15 protein-coding genes and 1 tRNA gene are annotated in these 18843 nt (G+C 64.0%); 11 read left to right on the plus strand and 5 right to left on the minus strand.

Annotation, left to right across the window (positions count from 1 at the left end; genetic code table 11):
* Positions 1–15: 15 nt before the first annotated feature.
* The 3 genes from gstA to V7714_RS09480 are packed head-to-tail and all read left to right on the plus strand — an operon-like array spanning position 16 to position 1384.
* Positions 16–624 carry a glutathione transferase GstA gene (gene gstA / locus V7714_RS09470; RefSeq protein ID WP_335709493.1) on the plus strand — a complete coding sequence of 203 codons (609 nt, stop codon included), beginning with the start codon at positions 16–18 and terminating at the stop codon, positions 622–624.
* 14 nt (positions 625–638) lie between these two features.
* The gene (locus tag V7714_RS09475; RefSeq protein WP_335709494.1) at positions 639–1100 is read left to right on the plus strand and encodes a DMT family transporter; all 462 of its coding nucleotides are present in this window, start codon (positions 639–641) and stop codon (positions 1098–1100) included.
* On the plus strand, positions 1097–1384 hold the full coding sequence (locus tag V7714_RS09480; RefSeq protein WP_335709495.1) for a YkgJ family cysteine cluster protein: 288 nt from the start codon (positions 1097–1099) through the stop codon (positions 1382–1384). Before V7714_RS09475 ends, V7714_RS09480 begins: the two co-directional genes overlap by 4 nt.
* A gap of 2 nt (positions 1385–1386) precedes the next feature.
* Here the strand turns inward: V7714_RS09480 and V7714_RS09485 are convergent, their stop codons facing one another.
* Positions 1387–2598: an HD-GYP domain-containing protein gene (locus V7714_RS09485; RefSeq protein WP_335709496.1), complete on the minus strand. Its 1212-nt coding sequence runs from the start codon at positions 2596–2598 to the stop codon at positions 1387–1389.
* Between the two features lie 257 nt (positions 2599–2855).
* Here V7714_RS09485 and V7714_RS09490 point away from each other — a divergent pair, with 257 nt between their 5' ends.
* From V7714_RS09490 to parE, 5 genes are all read left to right on the plus strand, one after another.
* Positions 2856–3680 (plus strand): undecaprenyl-diphosphate phosphatase, encoded by an 825-nt coding sequence (locus V7714_RS09490; RefSeq protein WP_335709497.1) that lies wholly within the window; start codon positions 2856–2858, stop codon positions 3678–3680.
* Positions 3681–3742: 62 nt separating this feature from the next.
* Positions 3743–3818: transfer RNA gene (locus V7714_RS09495), tRNA-Met, on the plus strand.
* 250 nt (positions 3819–4068) lie between these two features.
* Positions 4069–4719, plus strand: a complete 651-nt coding sequence (locus V7714_RS09500; protein ID WP_335709498.1) for a hypothetical protein — start codon at positions 4069–4071, stop codon at positions 4717–4719.
* 179 nt (positions 4720–4898) lie between these two features.
* Positions 4899–5564: a hypothetical protein gene (locus V7714_RS09505; RefSeq protein WP_335709499.1), complete on the plus strand. Its 666-nt coding sequence runs from the start codon at positions 4899–4901 to the stop codon at positions 5562–5564.
* Positions 5565–5720: 156 nt separating this feature from the next.
* Positions 5721–7694, plus strand: a complete 1974-nt coding sequence (gene parE, locus V7714_RS09510; RefSeq protein ID WP_335709500.1) for a DNA topoisomerase IV subunit B — start codon at positions 5721–5723, stop codon at positions 7692–7694.
* Positions 7695–7836: 142 nt separating this feature from the next.
* Here parE and V7714_RS09515 read toward each other — a convergent pair whose 3' ends face one another.
* From V7714_RS09515 to V7714_RS09525, 3 genes are read right to left on the minus strand one after another with little or no spacing between them, the layout of a single operon-like run.
* On the minus strand, positions 7837–9063 hold the full coding sequence (locus tag V7714_RS09515) for an alanine racemase (RefSeq protein WP_335709501.1): 1227 nt from the start codon (positions 9061–9063) through the stop codon (positions 7837–7839).
* Positions 9060–11027, minus strand: coding sequence for an aldehyde dehydrogenase family protein (locus V7714_RS09520; RefSeq protein ID WP_335709614.1), 1968 nt, complete (start codon positions 11025–11027; stop codon positions 9060–9062). Before V7714_RS09520 ends, V7714_RS09515 begins: the two co-directional genes overlap by 4 nt.
* Entirely contained in the window at positions 11027–12421 is a 1395-nt protein-coding gene (locus V7714_RS09525) for an FAD-dependent oxidoreductase (RefSeq protein ID WP_335709502.1), read from the minus strand. Before V7714_RS09525 ends, V7714_RS09520 begins: the two co-directional genes overlap by 1 nt.
* Before the next feature lie 192 nt (positions 12422–12613).
* Here V7714_RS09525 and V7714_RS09530 point away from each other — a divergent pair, with 192 nt between their 5' ends.
* The 3 genes from V7714_RS09530 (at position 12614) to V7714_RS09540 (ending at position 16976) form a co-directional block, all read left to right on the plus strand.
* Positions 12614–14602 (plus strand): neutral/alkaline ceramidase, encoded by a 1989-nt coding sequence (locus V7714_RS09530; protein ID WP_335709503.1) that lies wholly within the window; start codon positions 12614–12616, stop codon positions 14600–14602.
* A 96-nt stretch (positions 14603–14698) separates the two neighbouring features.
* Positions 14699–16114: an OmpP1/FadL family transporter gene (locus tag V7714_RS09535; protein ID WP_335709504.1), complete on the plus strand. Its 1416-nt coding sequence runs from the start codon at positions 14699–14701 to the stop codon at positions 16112–16114.
* A 226-nt stretch (positions 16115–16340) separates the two neighbouring features.
* Entirely contained in the window at positions 16341–16976 is a 636-nt protein-coding gene (locus V7714_RS09540) for a TetR/AcrR family transcriptional regulator (protein ID WP_335709505.1), read from the plus strand.
* A gap of 129 nt (positions 16977–17105) precedes the next feature.
* Here V7714_RS09540 and ptsP read toward each other — a convergent pair whose 3' ends face one another.
* Entirely contained in the window at positions 17106–18839 is a 1734-nt protein-coding gene (ptsP, locus tag V7714_RS09545) for a phosphoenolpyruvate--protein phosphotransferase (protein WP_335709506.1), read from the minus strand.
* Between the last annotated feature and the right edge of the window lie 4 nt (positions 18840–18843).

The following is an 18843-nucleotide window of genomic DNA, read 5'->3' on the forward strand; positions in this document are numbered from 1 at the left end:
CGGATATCCCCAGCCATGAAGCTCTACTACTCCCCCGGCGCCTGCTCGCTCTCCCCCCATATCGCCCTGCGTGAGGCCGGGCTACCGGTCGAACTGGTCAGGGTCAACCTCAAGAACCACCAGACCCAGGATGGCACCGACTTCTACACCATCAACCCCAAGGGCTATGTGCCCACCCTGATACTGGATGATGGCGCCACGCTGACCGAAGGCCCGGCCATCGTCCAATACATCGCCGACCAGCAAGCACACAGCCAGCTGGCACCGCCCAATGGCAGCATGGCCCGCTATCGCCTGCAGGAATGGCTTACCTTTATCGGCACCGAGATACACAAAGCCTTCGGCCCGCTCTGGAACCCCAGCGCCCCAGGCGAGACACGCGCCGCCGCACAAGCCCGGCTGGAGCAATGGTTCGGCTGGCTGGATCAGCACCTGGGCCAGCACCAGTACCTGATGGGCGATACCTTCACCGTGGCCGACGGCTATCTGTTCACCTGCGTCAACTGGTGCAACTTCCTCAAAATCAGCCTGGCCCCCTGGCCGCATCTGGGAGACTATATGCAGCGCGTGGCCCAGCGCCCCGCCGTGCAGGCCGCCCTGCGTGCCGAAGGCCTGCTCGACTAACCCTCCTACGCCACATGACTACGCTTTACTATCTATTTGCCTTCGCCATAGGCTGTGTGGTGCCGCTGCAGGCCGCCATCAACAACCAGCTCAAGCTGCAGATCGGCGGCAGCACTCTGCTGGCCGCACTGCTGTCCTTCGCCGTCGGCACCCTGGCCCTGCTGCTGATCGCCGCCCTGACCGGCCAACGCTGGTCCGGCCTGGCGGGCCTGGGCCAGGTCAGCGGCTGGCAGCTCAGCGGCGGGCTCATGGGCGCCCTGTTTGTCTTTGGCACCACCCTGCTGGCCCCACGCATAGGCGTAGCGGCCATGCTGTCGCTCATCATCGCCGGCCAGATACTGCTGTCCCTGCTGTTTGACCGCTACGGCTGGCTAGGCTTGGCCGTGCGCGAGGTCTCGCCCGCACGGCTGGCGGGTGCCCTGCTGGTGGTGGTTGGCGTATTGCTGGTCAACTATGGCGACAGGTTGGGCAAATGATGGAATGCCGCCTGGGCTGCGCCGCCTGCTGCATCGCGCCGTCGATCTCCTCCCCCATACCCGGCATGCCCCATGGCAAGCGGGCGGGGGAGCGTTGCGTGCAGCTGGATGAGCGCGATCTATGCAAACTGTTCGGCAAACCCGAGCGGCCGGCCGTCTGCAGTGGGCTGCAGCCCAGCCAGGAGATGTGCGGCAACAGCCGCGAACAAGCCATGCATTATCTGGGCTGGCTGGAGCGGGAAACCGGCGAGTTCACCCCAGCGGCAAGGTGGCCACTACACTAGGTCTACAGAAACCGCTGGGTATCGATCTTCCACTTGGACGGGCTCTCATGGCTGACGATCTTGTCCGCCCCCGTTTTGCCAGTAGGCTTGGCCAGATCAATCTCGGTCGGCGGCAGATAGCCCTTCTTGGTATCGAAGATCACCTTGACCTTGGGCTGTAGCAGGCTTTCTTCATTGTGTTCGGTCACCAGGCCCAGCCGGCCGCTTTCCAGTAGCACCAGCGTGCCTACCGGATAGATGCCGACGCAGCGCATAAAGGCCTTGACCAGGTCGGGCTCGAAATGGAACTTGCTCCATTCGAAAATCTTGCGCAGCGCATCCGTGGGCGGCATGCCCTTGTGATAACAGCGGTCTGCCGTAATGGCGTCGTAGACATCGACAATGGCGCACATCTTGGCCAGCGTGCTGATCTGGTCGGCCGCCTGTTTGTCCGGATAGCCCGAACCATCCACCCGTTCGTGGTGGTGCAGGGTGATATCTAGCGGAATCGGCCCCACGCCTGGGGTCTTGAGCAGTATCTCGTAGCCGTCGCGCGGATGGCGGCGGACGATCTCGAACTCCTCGTCGGTAAGCCGCCCCGGCTTGTTCAGTATGCCGTCCGGCACCAGTGCCTTGCCGGTATCGTGCAGTAGACCGCCCAGGCCCGCCTGCCGGGTGGTCTCGGCATCCAGCCCGACCGAGCGGCAGAACGCCACCATAAAGGTACAGACACTGACCGAATGCAGAAAGGTATAGTCGTCCTTGTTCTTGATATGCATCAGCCCGATCAGCGCACCGGAATTGCGCAGTATCGACTCGGTGATGCCTGCCACCACCGGCTCCACCGCCTCCATATTGACTGCCTTGCCCAGCCGCGCATCCTGCATCACATTGCGCACCAGGTTGGCGGCCTGGCTCTTGATGGCGCGGGCACGCCCCATTTCCTCGGCAGTCGATATCCGTATACGGGGGGCAGGCTCGCTCTCAGCAATGGCGATCATCTCGGCCTGCAGGGCAGTCTGCACTTCTTCCTGGGTAGGCGCATCGGGAACATCAAGGCCCCGGTCGGTGTCGATGTAGACTTCAGGAATGGCGCACTTGATGATGGTTTCTATTTCTTTTTCCGACTTGATCGGAAACGCCGAGCGCATGAAGGGGTGCTGGGACCAGTCGGCACCCAGGTCGTGGATATACATCCCGACCTTGAGTTCTTTGGAGGGAACACGCTTGATCATGTAGGAAACTCCAGGCTCGACCCCACCTCTAATCGAGCGGGTTCAATCCAGTCTAGACGATAATCCACAGCACCCAACACCGGGTATCGGCGCCCCGGATAATATATCCGGCAGCGGCTGACAGCCCACGGCCACCCTGCCCACAGCACCCGGCAGGGCAGGCTTGATGAAGCGGTGCAAGCTCCCTACCATGCCCTCCCACGGCAACCAGCCGTGGCATTGCCCCCTAACTCCTTACCTTGCAAGACCACCCCGCCATGGATTTTCTGCTGCTGTTCAAGTCGCTCATCATGGGCATCGTCGAGGGGCTCACCGAGTTCCTGCCCATCTCCAGCACCGGCCACCTGATACTGACCGGCCACCTGCTGGATTTCCTGGACAAGGAAAAACGCGACGTCTACGAAATCTTCATCCAGCTGGGTGCCATCCTGGCCGTGGCCTGGGAATACCGCAGCCGGCTGATACAGGCCGCAGCCGGCGCCCGCCAGCCCGGCCCTGGCCGGCAACTGCTGCTCAACCTTGCCATCGCCGCCATACCGGCCTTGGCGCTGGGCAAGCTGTTCGGCAGCCAGATCAAGGCCGTGCTGTTCAACCCCATCTGCGTGGCCATCAGCTTTATCGTGGGCGGCCTCATCATCCTGTGGGCCGAAAAGCGCCAGCACAGCATCAGCGCCCAGACCATGGACGACATCACCCCCGGCATGGCCCTCAAGGTCGGCCTGGCACAATGCCTGGCCCTGATACCGGGCACCTCCCGCTCCGGCTCCACCATCATAGGCGGGCTATTCTTCGGCTTGTCCCGCCAGGCCGCCACCGAATTCTCCTTCCTCCTCGGCATCCCGGTACTGGGCACCGCCTCGCTCTATAGCCTGTACAAGCACCTGCCCGTCATGACCGCACAAGACATCCCGGTGTTCGGTGTCGGCCTGGTCGCCAGCTTCGTCTTCGCCCTGATCGCCGTACGCGCCCTGCTGCGCTTTATCGCCAGCCACACCTTCGTGGTCTTCGCCTGGTACCGCATCGCCTTCGGCTTTGTGGTGTTGCTCACCGCCTACACAGGCTGGGTAAACTGGACCGTCTGACATTTAATTGCACACAGTGCTTGACGACCCATCAAGTATCCGACATAATCTTTCCTCTCTGTCGCGGGATGGAGCAGTTGGCAGCTCGTCGGGCTCATAACCCGAAGGTCACAGGTTCGAGTCCTGTTCCCGCAACCAAGAACATCAAGGCCTTAGGCGCGAAAGCACCTAGGGCCTTTTGGTTTTTGATCTGGCCCAGCGCACTCCCGTAGGGATTAAGCCGCACTTCCTGCAAGTAGCCTGAATCCAAGCGCGTCGCAGCTACTGAGCAAACAGATCGCGTGGGGTGGCACGCACCCCAACAGTCAATAGCAGTCAATGGGCATAGCCCTTCCTCCGAGCAGCAGCGGTGTAACCAAACTAAACTCGGAGGGAATGGAGGCAGTTCATGGACGCCGCACAATCCACCCAGGCCACATTAGGCAGACTCAGCCTATATGCTGCAGCACTTGAAGAGTGCGAGCGGATACTGGCTCTCGATCAGTTGACTGTACAGGAGCGAGACTCGGAGCGCGCCCGCGCCAAAGATAGCGATTGGAGCAAGGCACAACAACAAGACCGCTTGGCAAAGGACGGCGGTTCTGCACGTCCTCTCTTACTCTCCGATATCCGTGATTTTCAACGTCGATGCTCCAAGGAATTCCCGTCAAGCCTTCACTGCTCACAGCTGAGTGAATACTTAAGAATGCTTGCTGTCATTCTCTTCTGCCAGGTTTCCGGCCCGGGAAACAGTGACCCCGGAAACGTCGCAAGTAACGATAACGCTTTCCGCAAGGAATACCTGGAGCGCATCACCTCAAGCGTGTTTACCACCAGAGACGATAAAAAACAGTACGATGAGTTCGTTACTGCCTGTAAGAACGCGAGAGACAAAATGCTTGGCCATGCGGATGGCAAAGCATTCAACATCAAGCACGGGGACGTCGTTACCACCATGAATCTGCATATCGTTGCGCTGAACGACTTGGACTTCGAATACATGCGCCGAGTCGTGTCTGCAATACATCGCGCCACTATGGAGGCCTGCAGCACTCTTTGACCGCACCGCGCTGCAAGCCAGACTTGAACGTGATGCCACGCTGCTAGTGCATGCACGCTGGGAAACACCCCCCTGTTCAGGCAACCTACTAAACAAAATCCAGTCCCGCACTAGCTTTCTGCTTTGCCTCGCCTGGTCTACTATCTGGGCTCCATTACGCCTAAGCCATCGATACCGCCATGCGCCACCTGCCTAGCCTACTTGCCGCCCTGTTGCTATCTCCCTTGCTGCACGCTGCCGACCAGCCTGCCGCCGCACCGGTGCAGTTGCCGCCGGCCTGGGCGCGGGGGGTGCCGGTCAGCACCTTGATTGGTGCCGATGTGGCGGCGGGCCTGAGCGGCCAGGCTACGCCGGCCCAGTTCATCCTCAAGGTGACCGATCTGGCGCGGCTGCCGCAGCCGGTGCAAGGTGCCAGCGAGTGTGTGTTCGAGGCCGAGGGCTGGGCCAATCTGGCGTCTGAGCGGATTACCGTGCAGCCGCGCCTGTTGCGTTGCTTTGATGGCCAGGGGCGCGAGATCGCCAGCCGGGCCGTGCGTGGCTTTGCGGCGGACAAGGATGCCCGCAATGGCATCAAGGCGCCTTTGCTGTGGGGGCAGACCGCCAAGGATCTGCTGTTGATGGGGGTGGGTGCGCAAGCCAAGCAGAATTTCCTGCAGCGGGCCGCCAAATCGGCTCTGGGCCGTGCCTCGATGGGGCTGACCGACGACCTGATGGGTGGCGACAAGGCGCCCAGGGTGGAAGGCGATGCCGTGCGTGAAGTGCGCAGCAGCGAGACCCTGCTGCCCATGCTGGCGCTGGAGCCGGGCCGTGAATTCAATATCGTGCTGGGTGGCACGCCGCAGTAAGCCCCACCCGCCGCCCCTGCCTGGCCTACCCCAGGCGGGGAGGGCCAGGCTGAACCGCTTCTATCAAGACCCGCTACACCCAGGGCGCCCGCCGGACTTGCCCCGGCAGGCTCGCGCCCCTAGACTCCGCGCAACTGCAGCAATAGAAAGACCGTAATGGCCGCCGCCCCGCAATACGACGAATCCTCCGTCAAGGTACTCAAGGGTCTGGAGCCGGTAAAACACCGGCCCGGCATGTACACCCGTACCGAACATCCGCTCCATATCATCCAGGAAGTCATAGACAACGCCGCCGACGAGGCGCTGGCAGGCTACGCCAAGAGTATCGAGGTGGTGGTCTACCAGGATGGCTCCATCGGCGTGGCCGACGATGGCCGGGGTATACCGGTGGGCATACACCCGGAAATGGGTGTCCCTACGGTGGAAGTGGTGTTCACCCAACTGCATGCGGGCGGCAAGTTCAACAAGAAGGACGGCGGAGCCTACAGCTTCTCGGGCGGCTTGCATGGCGTGGGCGTCAGCGTCACCAACGCGCTCTCCACCCGGCTGGAAGTACGGGTCAAGCGCGATGGCGCCGAGCATGCACTGGCCTTTGGCGATGGCTTTGTGATCGAGCCGCTAGCCATCGTCAAGGAAGTGGGCAAGAAGAACACCGGTACGACCGTGCGCTGCTGGCCCGATGCCAAGTATTTCGATACGCCAGCCATCCCCATGGGCGAGCTGGCGCATATCCTGCGCTCCAAGGCGGTGCTGCTGCCCGGCATTACCGTCACGCTGACCATCGAGAAGAAGGATGGCAGCCGCGATACCCAGAGCTGGACCTATCCGGACGGCTTGACCGGCTACCTGAACGAGCAGTTGAGCGGTGCCGACCTGATCGTGCCGCTGTTCCGTGGCGAGCGCTATATCGCCGAGGCCAACGAGAGCTTCTCTACCGGCGAAGGCGCCGCCTGGGTGATTACCTGGACGGAAGAGGGCGGTATTGCCCGTGAGAGCTACGTCAACCTGATCCCCACCCCTTCGGGCGGCACCCATGAGACGGGTCTGCGCGATGGGGTATTCAATGCCATCAAGAATTTCATCGACCTGCACAACCTGCTGCCCAAGGGCGTCAAGCTGCTGCCGGAAGACCTGTTTGCGCGGGCCTCCTTTGTATTGAGCGCCAAGGTGTTGGACCCGCAGTTCCAGGGCCAGACCAAGGAGCGGCTATCCAGCCGCGATGCCCTGCGGCTGGTATCTACCCAGGTGCGCGATCCGTTCGAGCTGTGGCTGAACGAACACCTGGACTACGGCAAGAAGCTGGCCGAGCTGGCGATACGCCAGGCCCAAAGCCGCATGAAGGCGGCCAAGACCGTCATCAAGAAGAAGACCAGCGGGGTGGCCGTGCTGCCGGGCAAGCTGACCGACTGCACCAGCGAAGATGTGGGCCGGCGCGAGCTGTTCCTGGTCGAGGGTGATTCGGCCGGCGGCAGCGCCAAGCAGGGCAGGGACAAGGACTTCCAGGCCATCCTGCCCTTGCGCGGCAAGGTGCTCAACAGCTGGGAAGTCGATGCCGGCGAATTATTCGGCAACAACGAAATCCACGATATCGCGGTGGCCATAGGCGTGGACCCGCACAAGCTGGACAGCACCATAGACCTCAGTGGGCTGCGCTATGGCCGCATCCTGATCATGAGCGATGCCGACGTGGATGGCTCGCATATCCAGGTACTGCTGCTGACCCTGTTCTGCCGGCACTTTCCGCAGCTGGTCAAGCATGGCCATATCCATATCGCCCAGCCGCCGCTGTACCGGATAGACGTACCGGGCTCAGGCAAGAGCAAGCCGCCACGCAAGTTCTATGCGCTGGACGATGGCGAGCTGGAAGCCGTGCTGGACAAGCTGCGGCTGGAGAAGGTGCGCGAGGGCAGCTGGGGTATCAGCCGCTTCAAGGGCCTGGGTGAAATGAACGCCGAACAGCTGTTCGAGACCACCATGAACCCCGATACCCGCCGTACCCTGCAGATTGATTTCGACGCAGCCGAGGACGATACCCGCCGCATCATGACCATGTTGATGGGCAAGGGCGAAGCCTCGTCCCGCCGGGCCTGGCTGGAAGAAAACGGCAACCTGGCCGAAGGCGATATCTGAACGTATCCCCGTCTGGGCCGGCCGATGGCATGCCGCCGGCCGGCCCACCTTGATCTATGCGCACGAGATCATCCGGCACCTGAACGACGGCAGTCCAGCCTCCTGGGCCCAGGGCATCAGCGCAGCCTGAGTCGTCGGCCCTTCAGAAAAAGCGCCATCCCAATCCACGATAGGTCGGCACCCGGTCAACGATGCTGCCGCCCCGTACCAGCAGGACTTCATCAAAGCGATCCAGGTATTCCCCTGCCTTGGCTGGGCGGAAGAGTACGGGGCTGCCTACCTCCGGCAAGCGCTCGCCGAACAAGGGGGTCTGGACTTCGCCCAGGCCTTCCTGGCCCAGCAGGCGCAGGCCAGGGGGCCAGACCGGGAGGGGTTGCTTGCGGGCCTCGATGGCGCCGGAGGCAATATAGCCACCGCCCTGGCAGGTGATGCTGCCGGCACCGGCACTGCGGCAAGCTTCCAGGGCAAAGAAGGCGGCGGGCTCGTGCTGAAAACCACGGAAGTGATCGAACAGGACCGGGGTATAGAGCCCGGAGCCGGCGCCCAGCTCGGTCACGCTGAGATCCTGGGCAGTGCTCTCCAGGCTGCCAGTGCCGCCGCCGTTGACGAAACGCAGTTGGGCGCCCTCCAGCTGCAAGGCCGCAACCATGGCCTGGCGGCGGGCGGCAATGCGCGGTATGGCCCAGGCCTTGAGGCGGGCCACCACCCAATTCTCCAACGCCTTGCCGGGGACAGCCTCGCCTAGGCCGGCTATCTGGGCCTCGTAGCCCATCAGCCCCACCAGTTGCAGGCGGTCGTGGCGTGCAAGGTGGGTATGCAGGGCCAGCAGCTTGGCCGGGGTATTGAGCGGTGAGCGGTAAACGCCAAAGTGCAGGCCGGGCAGGTCCAGGCTCATGTCCAGATCAAAGGCAATCTCCAGCGTGGTGCCGGCCTGCTGGGCAGCCGCCTGCAAGGCCGCCAGATGCGCCTCGCTATCGGCCATGGCAACGATACTGCGGCCAGCTGCAACAGCCTGGGCCAGGCGGGTCAGCGCCTGGGGCTGGCAGGTGGGGTAGGCCACCAGCAAGTCGTCCAGCCCCTGTTCGGCCAGGGCAACAGCCTCGGCCACGCTGTAGCAGAGCAGGCCGCCATAGGCCGGGCCAAAGGCCAGCGCCCGCTTGAGCAGGGCCGGCACCCGCAGCGACTTGCTGGCCACCCGTATGGGCTTGCCGCCGGCCCGTGCCGCCATGGCAGCCAGGTTGCGGTCAAATGCGTCCAGATCAATCAAGGCGCAGGGCAGGGGCTCGCCGCGCACCGCATCCAACAGGCTGGCATAGCGTTGGTGCTGCGGCTGGCTGGCTTGCGGCGGCATGGCGGCAGCCCGCTTCATGGCTGGCGACCCTTGCGCCCCAGCTTGTTGGCCAGGGATTCCAGCGGCAGTCCTGCCAGGGCAAAGCGGATAATGCCCGCCAGGCCGCGCATGCGGCTGGCCACCGTCATCTTGTCCAAGGCCTGGTATTTGGCGCTGGTGAAGGGATACCAGTTGGCCTCGATCTTGGCCGAGTTGCCGTCCACCATCACGGCCTTGGTATTGCAGAAGCCGCGCAAGCCGTCCTCGCCCTTGAAGCGGCCTATGCCGCTCTGCTTGGCGCCACCAAAGGGCAGGGCATGGTTGCCCTCGGTAATCATGTGGTTGTTGATGGAGACATTGCCCACCTTGAGCTGCCGCGCCACGCGCTCCAGCTGGGCCTTGTCGCCGCCCCAGACGCAGGCCGACAGGCCGTAGATGGTCTGATTGGCCAGCCGCACCACCTCCGCCTCGCTGTCGAACGCCATCACCGGCAGGAAGGGGCCAAAGCTCTCCTCCTGCATCACCCGCATCTCGTGGTTCACCTGGGTCAGCACGATGGGGGGAATGGCCGGGCTGACGCCATCCCAATCCAGGCCGGTATGCTGCATGGCGCCCTTGGCCAGGGCATCGGCCAGGTGTTCGCGCACGATGGCGATCTGCATGGGCGTGGTCATGCTGCCGATATCATGGTCTGGCCCGGTGCCCAGGGTCAGCTTGCTGGTCTGCTCCACCAGGCGCGCCACAAAGCGCTCGTAGAGCGGCCGTGCCACATAGCAGCGTTCAATCGAGGTACAGCTCTGCCCGGTATTGGTGAACGCCCCCCACATGGCACCGGCCACGGCGCGCTCCAGATTGGCATCGGCAAACACCAGCATGGGGTCTTTGCCGCCCAGCTCCAGCTCCACCGGCACCAGCAGCTCGGCGGCCTGGGCCATCACCCGCTTGCCGGTGGCGATGCTGCCGGTAAAGAACAGCTTGTCGGGCGATTGCGCCAGGCAAGCGCTGCCTATCTGGCCATTGCCGTACACCACCTGTGCCCAGTCCGGCGCAAAGCCGGCTTCGGCCAGGATGGATTCCACCAGCCCGGCCAGGGGGGTGTATTCCGATGGCTTGTGTACCACGGCATTGCCAGCGGCAAAGGCGATGCTGATGGGCACGATGGCCTGGTAGAAGGGGTAGTTCCAGGGCGCGATCACCAGTATGGTGCCCAGCGGCTCGTACCAGACCCGCGACTGCTTGCCCAGCATGGCCAGCGGCGTGGGCATCTTGCGGTCGGCCAGCACGGCGGCCGCATGTCGGCGCAGGTATTCCAGGTTGTCGATGACCGCGAATATCTCGCCCAGCAGGGCATCGCTGGCGCACTTGCCTGTCTCCTGGCTCACCCGGGCGATGATCTCTTCACGCCGCCGCAGTACCACCTGGCCCAGCCGGTCCAGCAGCGCCAGCCGCTGCGGCAGCCCCAGTGCGGCGATGGCAGGTTGGGCGGCGCGGGCACGGTCGAAGACGGCGGCCACTTCGGTGGTGTCCACGGCAAGGTCTGGCGCGGCATCGCGCACGAGCTGGTTCATCACGGGTTCTCCCGGTATGTGGGTTCGTATGGCGGCATCCCAGCCCAGGCGGTCGCGCACTTGCGTGCCGCCGGGGCCGGCAAAGCCGTAGTAAAGCGAGTAGACCACCCCTGCCGCACCCAGCCGGGCCAACCGCAAGGGGGTGAGCCGCAGGTGCTCGGCCTGGTTGAACAGGCGCAGCAGGCCGGCGAGCAGGGGGCGGGGCAGGCTGGCCGCCACATCCAGCAGCAGGCCCAGGTCGGCCCTGTCCTGCGGGTGCATGGCCTCGGCCAGGCGGTCTATCTGCCAGCCAGCGCCGCTGGCGCTGAAACTGGGCAGGCCGTCACCACCGGGGCAATAGCCATCGCCCAGCCGGTTCAGGCCGCGTAGCTGGCGGGCGCTGAAATAGACGCTGCCCAAGGTGGCAGCCAGGTGCAAGGATGATTCACGCCGCATCACGCTGCCTCCGCCATCTGTCGCCCCAGGCGGCGTGCCAGCGCCATGATGGTGAGCGAGGGGTTGATACCGGGCGCACTGGGGAACAGGCTGGCATCGGCCACCTGAATACGCCGGCTGCCGAACAGCCTGTAGTCCTCACCCACGCAGCCCTCCTCGGGCCGGCGGGCAAAACCCAGGCCGCCCATCAGGTGCAGGCCTATGCCAAAGCGGCCTGGCAGCACACGCTCGGCGCCGGTCGCCTGGAATATCCGCTGCACCGCCTGGTAGCCCGCCGTTGCGCGGCGCTGGTCCTCGGCGTCCAGTTCCTTGTCTATCTGCAGCCGCCCGCCCTGGCCCAAGCTGAGCCGGCCTGGATGGCTGTCACGCACGGCGACTTCTATGCAGGCGTAGTGGCGCATGGCGGCCATGTCGGCCTGATGGGCCACACCCATGCCCGGCAGCAGCAGGGCGGTGCCTATGGGGGGCGAAAACACGTTTTCCAGCTTGAAACCCTGCCGCCTGAACCCGGCATCATCCGACTTGTAGGCCTGGAACGGCCCCTTGTGGGCCAGGACAGGCTCGCGGTAATGGGCGAAGTACATGAACTGCGGGTGGCAGTAGTAGCCCTGCCCCAGCCTGGGCAGTTGGGCAGCATAGCCCGAGCGCAACAGCACGGTATTGCTGCCCAGGGTGCCGGCAGCCAGCACCAGTTGGCCTGCACGGAAGGTCTGTGGCCGACCATCGGCCAGCCTGGCCTGCACCGTTACCCGGCCGGGGGCTTCGCTCACCCGCTCGACCTCACACTGGGTCAACAGCTTGGCGCCCGCCTTGAGCGCGGTCTGTAACGAGGTCAGCGGCGTCGATTGCTTGCTGTCCAGCCGGCAGCCGTACAGGCACTCTATGCAGTCGTTGCCCTCTTCATGCCGGCAGCCCGATTGCCCCCGCTGCAGCGGGGCGCACTGATAGCCACACTGCTCAAAGCCCTGCTTGAACAGCTGGGCATTACGGTTGGCATGCACCAGCGGCACGGTCTGTATCTGCAAAGCGCCACGGGCGCGGGCATACCAGGGGGCCATGCCCGCCTGGTCCAGCCAGGCAAAGCCGGTACGCTCACGCCAGTCGTCCAGCGCGACATCGTCAAACTCATCGAGCAGGGCCTGGTTGACGATGGAACCCCCGCCCACCACCCGTGCCCGCAGCATGGCGATGCTGGCGCTGCGGTTGAGCTCCATGCCGCCATGCCAGAACAGCCGGGTATTGCCGTCCAGCTCGCCACGCGGGTAGTCCTGCCGCGAATGGTAGGCCCCCGCTTCTATGACCAGGCAGCGCCAGCCGGCGGTGGCGAGCTCGGCGGCAGCATTGGCCCCGCCTACCCCGGCCCCTATCACGATAGCGTCGTAATCGCTTTGCACTCGCCTCTCCTCTTCCCCTTCTTGTAACGATGTTATCCCACAAAACCTTTGTATTGCGCAAGCCACCATTTCTGTTGCATCGCAACAAAATTTGCGCTTTTACATCAATTACTTGCGTAATCAAATTGGGGTTTGACAAATCCAAAACGTGATTCATAACATCGTTACACAAACACACAAAGGAGACACGTCATGCATGCTTTCAAACAGCGTTCCGGCCGCTGGCTATGCTTGGTCGCACTGTTCCTGACCCTGCCTGCCCAGGCGGGATACCTGGTTGGTCGGGGCAAGGCCGACATCACCGGCGAGGCGGCAGAAGTCGGCATGATGGGCTATGCCAAGCTGGACCAGAAAACCGCCGGCATCCACATGCGCCAATGGGCGCGAGCCTTTGTGGTGCAGGATGAAGCAGGCCGCCGCCTGGTATTCGTCAACAACGACCTGGGCATGGTGTTCCAGGGCGTGCACCAGGCGGTGCTGAACCGCCTGCAGGCCCGCTTCGGCAACCGCTATACCCGCGAGAACGTGCTGCTGTCGGCCACCCATACCCACGCCGGCCCTGGCGGTTTCTCGCACTACGCCCTGTATAACTTCACCACCCTGGGCTACAACGCCACCACCTTCCATGCTGCGGTCGACGGCATAGTCGAAGCCATCGTGGCTGCCGATGCCGACCTCAAGCCCGGCGAGATCAGGGTGGCACGGGGCGAGTTGTTCGATGCCAGCGCCAACCGCTCGCTACCGGCCTATGAGCGCAACCCGGCGACCGAGCGCAGCCGCTGGCAGCACAGCATAGACCCCACCATGACCGTGCTGCGCTTCAGCCAGGGCGGCCGCGATGTCGGGCTGATCAGCTGGTTCGCCACCCACGGCGTCTCCATGCATCCCGGCAATACCCTGATCTCCGGCGACAACAAGGGCTATGCCGCCCAATACATAGAGAAACAGGTCTACGGCAAGCAGGGCCGCAACGATTTTGTCGCCGCCTTCGCCCAGAGCAATGCAGGCGATATGACGCCCAACCTGTGGCTGGACGGTAACGGCCCCACCAGCAATGAATACGAGAACACCCGGCTGCTGGGCGAGCGCCAGGCCGGCCGTGCCCTCAGCCTGTTCAATGGCGCCAGCGAGCTGGTGAGCGGGCCGGTGGACTACCGCCAGCAATACGCCAATCTCTCGCAGGTTGCGCTACGGCCTGAGTTTGGCGGTGGCCAGACCTGCCCGGCCGCATTGGGCCGTGCCTTTGCCGCCGGTACCGAGGACGGCCGGGGCGAGGACGGCTTCAACGAAGGCGACCTGACCAGCAACCCCTTCCTGGCCCAACTGGGCGGCGCGCTGTTCGGTGCACCCAAGGCGGTGGAGGACTGCCAGGCCCCCAAACCCATCATGATCGCCACCGGCCTGCAAAAGCCCTTCCCCTGGACGCCTGAAGTGCTGCCGGTATCGGTGGCGCGCATAGGCCAGCTGGCCATCGTGGCCGGGCCAGGCGAGTTCACCGTCATGGCCGGCCGCCGTGTGCGCGAGACCGTGGCCCAGGCCATGGGGCTGCCGCTGGGGAATGTGATCTTTGCCGGCTATACCAATGCCTATGCCGGCTATGTGGCCACCCCGGAGGAGTATGACGCCCAGCATTACGAGGGGGCCTCCACCCACTTTGGCCGCCGCACCCTGCCGGCCTATGCCCAGCTGTACCAGGATCTGGCCACAGCCCTGCGCAATGGCCAGGCAGTCGCCGCAGGCCCGCAACCGCGCGATCTCTCCGGCAACCAGATGAGCCTGCAGACCGGCGTGGTATTGGATAACACGCCTATCTTCAAATCGTTCGGCCAGCTGGATCGCGATGCGGCGGCCAGTTACAGCCGTGGCCAGACGGCTGAAGCCTGGTTCTGGACTGGCCACCCCAAGAACAACCTGCGCCGCAACAACACCTTTGTCAGTATCGAGCGCTGGGACGGCAGCAGCTGGCGCCGGGTGGCCAGCGACGACGACTGGAGCACGCGCTACCACTGGGTACGCATAGACCCGGTATGGGGCACTTCGCAGGCCCGCATACAGTGGCAGATACCACTGGATACCGCGCCGGGGCAGTACCGGATTGTCCACCTGGGTAACTACAAGAATGGCTGGAACGGCCAGATCTACGGGCTCTCGGGCAGCAGCCGCAGCTTTACCGTCTATTAAGAGCCTCAACCACGCACGGCCTTGTCCCTTTACCGGGCAAGGCCGCGACAAGACCGCATGATCGCAATCACACACCAACAATAACGAGGAGCACACATGAAGCAGCAACAGACCCTGGCCACCCTGGTGGCGCTGGCCCTGCTACCCACCGTACAGGCCAGCGGCTTTGCCCTGGATGAACAGGGCGCCGCCGGCATGGGCAATGCCTGGGCTGGCGCCGCCGCCGTCACCGACGACGCCAGCGCCGTCTTCCACAATCCTGCAGCCCTGATACGGGTGCAGGGGCCGCAGTTGGTGGCGGCTGGCAACTACCTGGATTTCTCGGCCCGTTTTCATGCCACCGGCAGCGATACCTGGCTGGTGGACCGCGCCACCGGCACCGTAGGTACCAGCAGCATGCTGGGCACGCCTACCGGTGAGATACGGCCGGTGGGCGGCAGCGGTGGTAGCGATGGCGGCCGGGGTGGCGTGGTGCCCGGCTTTTTCTATGCCCAGCCCCTGAGCCGCGATCTGGTACTGGGTGTGGGCGTGTATGCCCCGTTTGGCAGCGAAACCCGCTTCGATGCCAATTGGGCCGGCCGCTATACCGCCATCGACACCGTCCTCACCGGCCTCAACATCAGCCCCAGCCTGGCTTGGCGCATCAGCCCCCAGCTATCGTTGGGCCTGGGTCTCAATGCCACGCTGGTCGATGCCGAGGCCAGCAAGGCGCTGGATTTCCGCTACGAGGCCAGCATTGCCGAAATGGCGCTGGGGCAGGCCATACCAGTGATAGACGGCAAGGCCACGCTCAAGGGTGATGGCTGGGGCTGGGGGGCCAACTTGGGCCTGCTGTACCAGCTGGAAGGCGGCGGCAGCCTGGCAGCCAGCTTTCGCAGCGCCATGACGCCCAAGGCCAAGGGTGACTATCGGGTCGATATTCCGCCACTCTACAGCGAGCTGGCAGCCGGCCTGGGCTTGAGTCTGGAATCAGAAATCCAGTCGGCCACGGCCAAGGTCAAGCTGCCCTGGCGCCTGCAACTGGCTGCCGACCTGCCACTGAGCCCGACCTGGTCGCTGCAGGCCGACCTGACCCGTACCGGCTGGAAGCGCTTTGACGAGTTGCGGGCCGTGATCAGCAATACCCCCGACCAGGTACAGGTGCAGAACTGGCGCGACACGACCCGTCTGGGCCTGGGTACCACCTGGCGGCAGAGCGATAGCATGGACTGGAAGTTCGGCCTGGCCTGGGACCAGACCCCGGTACGCTCAGCCCAGTGGCGCCATCCCTCCACCCCTGATGCCGACCGCCTGTGGCTGACCACCGGCCTGAGCTGGCGCCCCAGCAAGGCCGGCAAGCTGGATGTGGGCCTGGCCTATGTGCGCATGGATGATGCCGCCGTGGATTACACCGATACCGCCTACAACCGGGCCGACTACCCTTTCTTTGCCGCTGAACAGAAGTTCCGCGTACGCGGCAATTTCGACCTGTCGCTGTGGTCCCTGGGCTTGCAGTATCGCCACAGTTGGTAAGCGCCGCTCCCACCGGCCAGGGTTATGCCCGACCTTGCCTCCGTTGCGCCGGCTGCCCGGCGTGGCGGGGGCAAGGCCCTCCCGGGCAGGCACACCCAATCCCTCGCTAAAACAGCAGCTTGGCAAGCACCGCACCTATGCACATAGGATACTTATATTCCTGCCAACCGTTTACGCGGCTACCGCCCAATGCTCAAATAGCATCTTCTGCATCACAGGCTGCACCATGTCCATCGCCGAACGTCGTCAACGCGAGCGCGAAATCCTGCGCCGAAAAATCATCGATGCCGCCCGCGCCCTCTGCGCCGAAGGGGGCTACGAAGCGCTCACCGTACGCGCCATAGCCAGCCGCATCGAGTATTCCACCAGCGTCATCTACAGCCAGTTCGAAGACAAGGCCGCCATGCTGCGCGTCATTGCCGACGAGGACTTTGCCGAGCTGACCCGGCAATTGATGGACCATGACGTGGCTGACGCCAGCCCGGCCGAGCGCATCCTGGGCATGGCCGAACGCTTTGCCCATTTTGCCCAGCACCAGCCCGAGCACTACCGCCGCATCTTTATCAGCCCGCCGCCACCGGTAAGCGTAGAGGAATCCGCCGCCGAGCACGGCAACCCCAACGAAGATGCCTACGCCTACGCCCGCGTACTGTTCGTGGCCTTGATAGAGGGCACCCCCAGCATCACCGAACGCGATGCTGACGCACTGCTGCAGATGTTCTGGGGCACCCTGCATGGCCTGATCGCCCTGCACATGACCCTGGGCGACGAGCCCTGGGTCACGCTCAAGCCGCTGTCACCCCTGGTGGACAGCGCATCGCGGGCCTTGCTGCGAGGTGTAGGCGTGGTACTGCCAGCCTGATTGCTGCCCAGCGTGGGACGATGCCGGGACTACGCATCGCTCGCGGCTTGGGTGCCGCCCCGCCTGTCCAGACCGCACCGTGGGATACCCGTCCCAGCCACGCAGGCTGTAGCCCGGTGGCCGGCGCGCTCAGGCCACTACCTCGTTGAGCATTTCACGTACCTGGTCGGCATCGGCGGCCTGCTCCAGCATGGGGCGCAGGGCGCCCAGCTTCTGCAGGTCGCAACTGAGGATAATCTGTTTCACGTTCAGCAACTGGGCCGGGTGCATGGAGAAGCGCCTCAGACCCAGGGCCAGCAGCAGGGGGGTCAGGCGGACATCGCCGGCCATCTCACCGCAGACCGACACCGGCACATTGGCCTGGTCGGCCGTCTTGATCACATGGGCGATCAGGTGCAGTACGGCCGGGTGGAAAGGGTCGTATAGATGGCTGACACTATCGTCGCCTCTATCCACCGCCAGGGTGTACTGGATCAAGTCATTGGTGCCGATGGAGACGAAATCCAGCTTCTTGAGGAAATGCCCCACGGTGATGGCCGCGCCGGGCACTTCTATCATGCCGCCTATCTCCACCAGGTCGGAGAACTCGATGCCGTCCTCGCGCAGGCCTTCCTTGGCCTGCTCCACGTGGAACAGCACCTGGTTCACTTCCGCCAGGTTGGCCAGCATGGGCACCAGCAGCTTGAGCTTGCCGTGGCGGCCGGCACGCAGCAGTGCCCGCAGCTGGGTGCGGAACATATGCGGCTCGGCCAGACACAGGCGCACGCCGGTCAAACCCAGTGCCGGGTTGGCGGCAGAGATGATCTCGCCCTCGGCCCACTTGGGCATCTTGTCACGACCCAGGTCTATGGTACGGATGGTGACGGGCGCACCTTTCATGCCCTCAATGACGGCCTTGTAGGAGGCATACTGCTCATCCTCGTCCGGCAGGTCGTCGCGCCCCAGGAACAGGAACTCGGAGCGGTACAGGCCCACGCCAGTAGCGCCATTGGCCAGCGCCTGCTCCACGTCGCCAGGCATCTCGATATTGGCGTGCAGCTCGATGGCCGTGCCATCCAGCGTCTTGGCAGTGGTGGTCTTGAGCCCGCGCAGCTTCTTGCGGTCGGCGGCATAGCCGGCCTGGCGCTTGCGGTACTCGGTCAGTATGGTTTCGCTGGGGTCGATGATGGCCACGCCGGCCGTGCCATCGACAATGAGGGTCTCATCCTCGCGTATCAGCTGGCGGGCATGGTGCAGCGCCAGTACCGAGGGGATATCCAGGCTGCGCGCCAGGATGGCGGTATGCGAGGTCGGCCCGCCCACATCGGTCAGAAAGGCGGCGAACTCGGCTTCCTTGAACAGCACCATATCGGCCGGCGACAGGTCGTGCGCCACCAGGATGCGTTCCTTGCTGTCCTCGGGCGGCACATAGTGGCCGCCCCCTTCGCCATTGAGCGCCTTGAAGATGCGCTCCACCACCTGGATCACATCGGCGCGACGCTCGCGCAGGTATTCCTCTTCGATAACGTCAAACTGCTCCAGCAGCCTGTCCTGCTGCAGCTTGAGCGCCCATTCGGCATTGCAGTGCTGTGCCTGGATGATGTCGCGCGGCTCGCGGCTGATGGTGTGATCGTTCAGCAGCATCACATGCAGGCTGAGAAAGGCGCCCAGCTCGGTCGGGGCGTTCTCGGGGATGCTGCCCCACAGCTGCTCCAGCTCCTTGCGGGTCAGCCGCACCGCCGCATCGAAACGGGCAATCTCAGCGGGCACCTCGGCGTCCGTGATCTCGTAGTGGGCAACTTCGAGATCGGTATGGCTCACCAGATGCGCGCGGCCTATGGCGATACCGCCACCTATGCCTATGCCGTGCAGGGTGATGGTCATGGGG

Origin of the sequence: Chitinimonas sp. JJ19 (assembly GCF_036961565.1) — a bacterium.
Classification (GTDB): Bacteria; Pseudomonadota; Gammaproteobacteria; order Burkholderiales; family Chitinimonadaceae; genus Chitinimonas.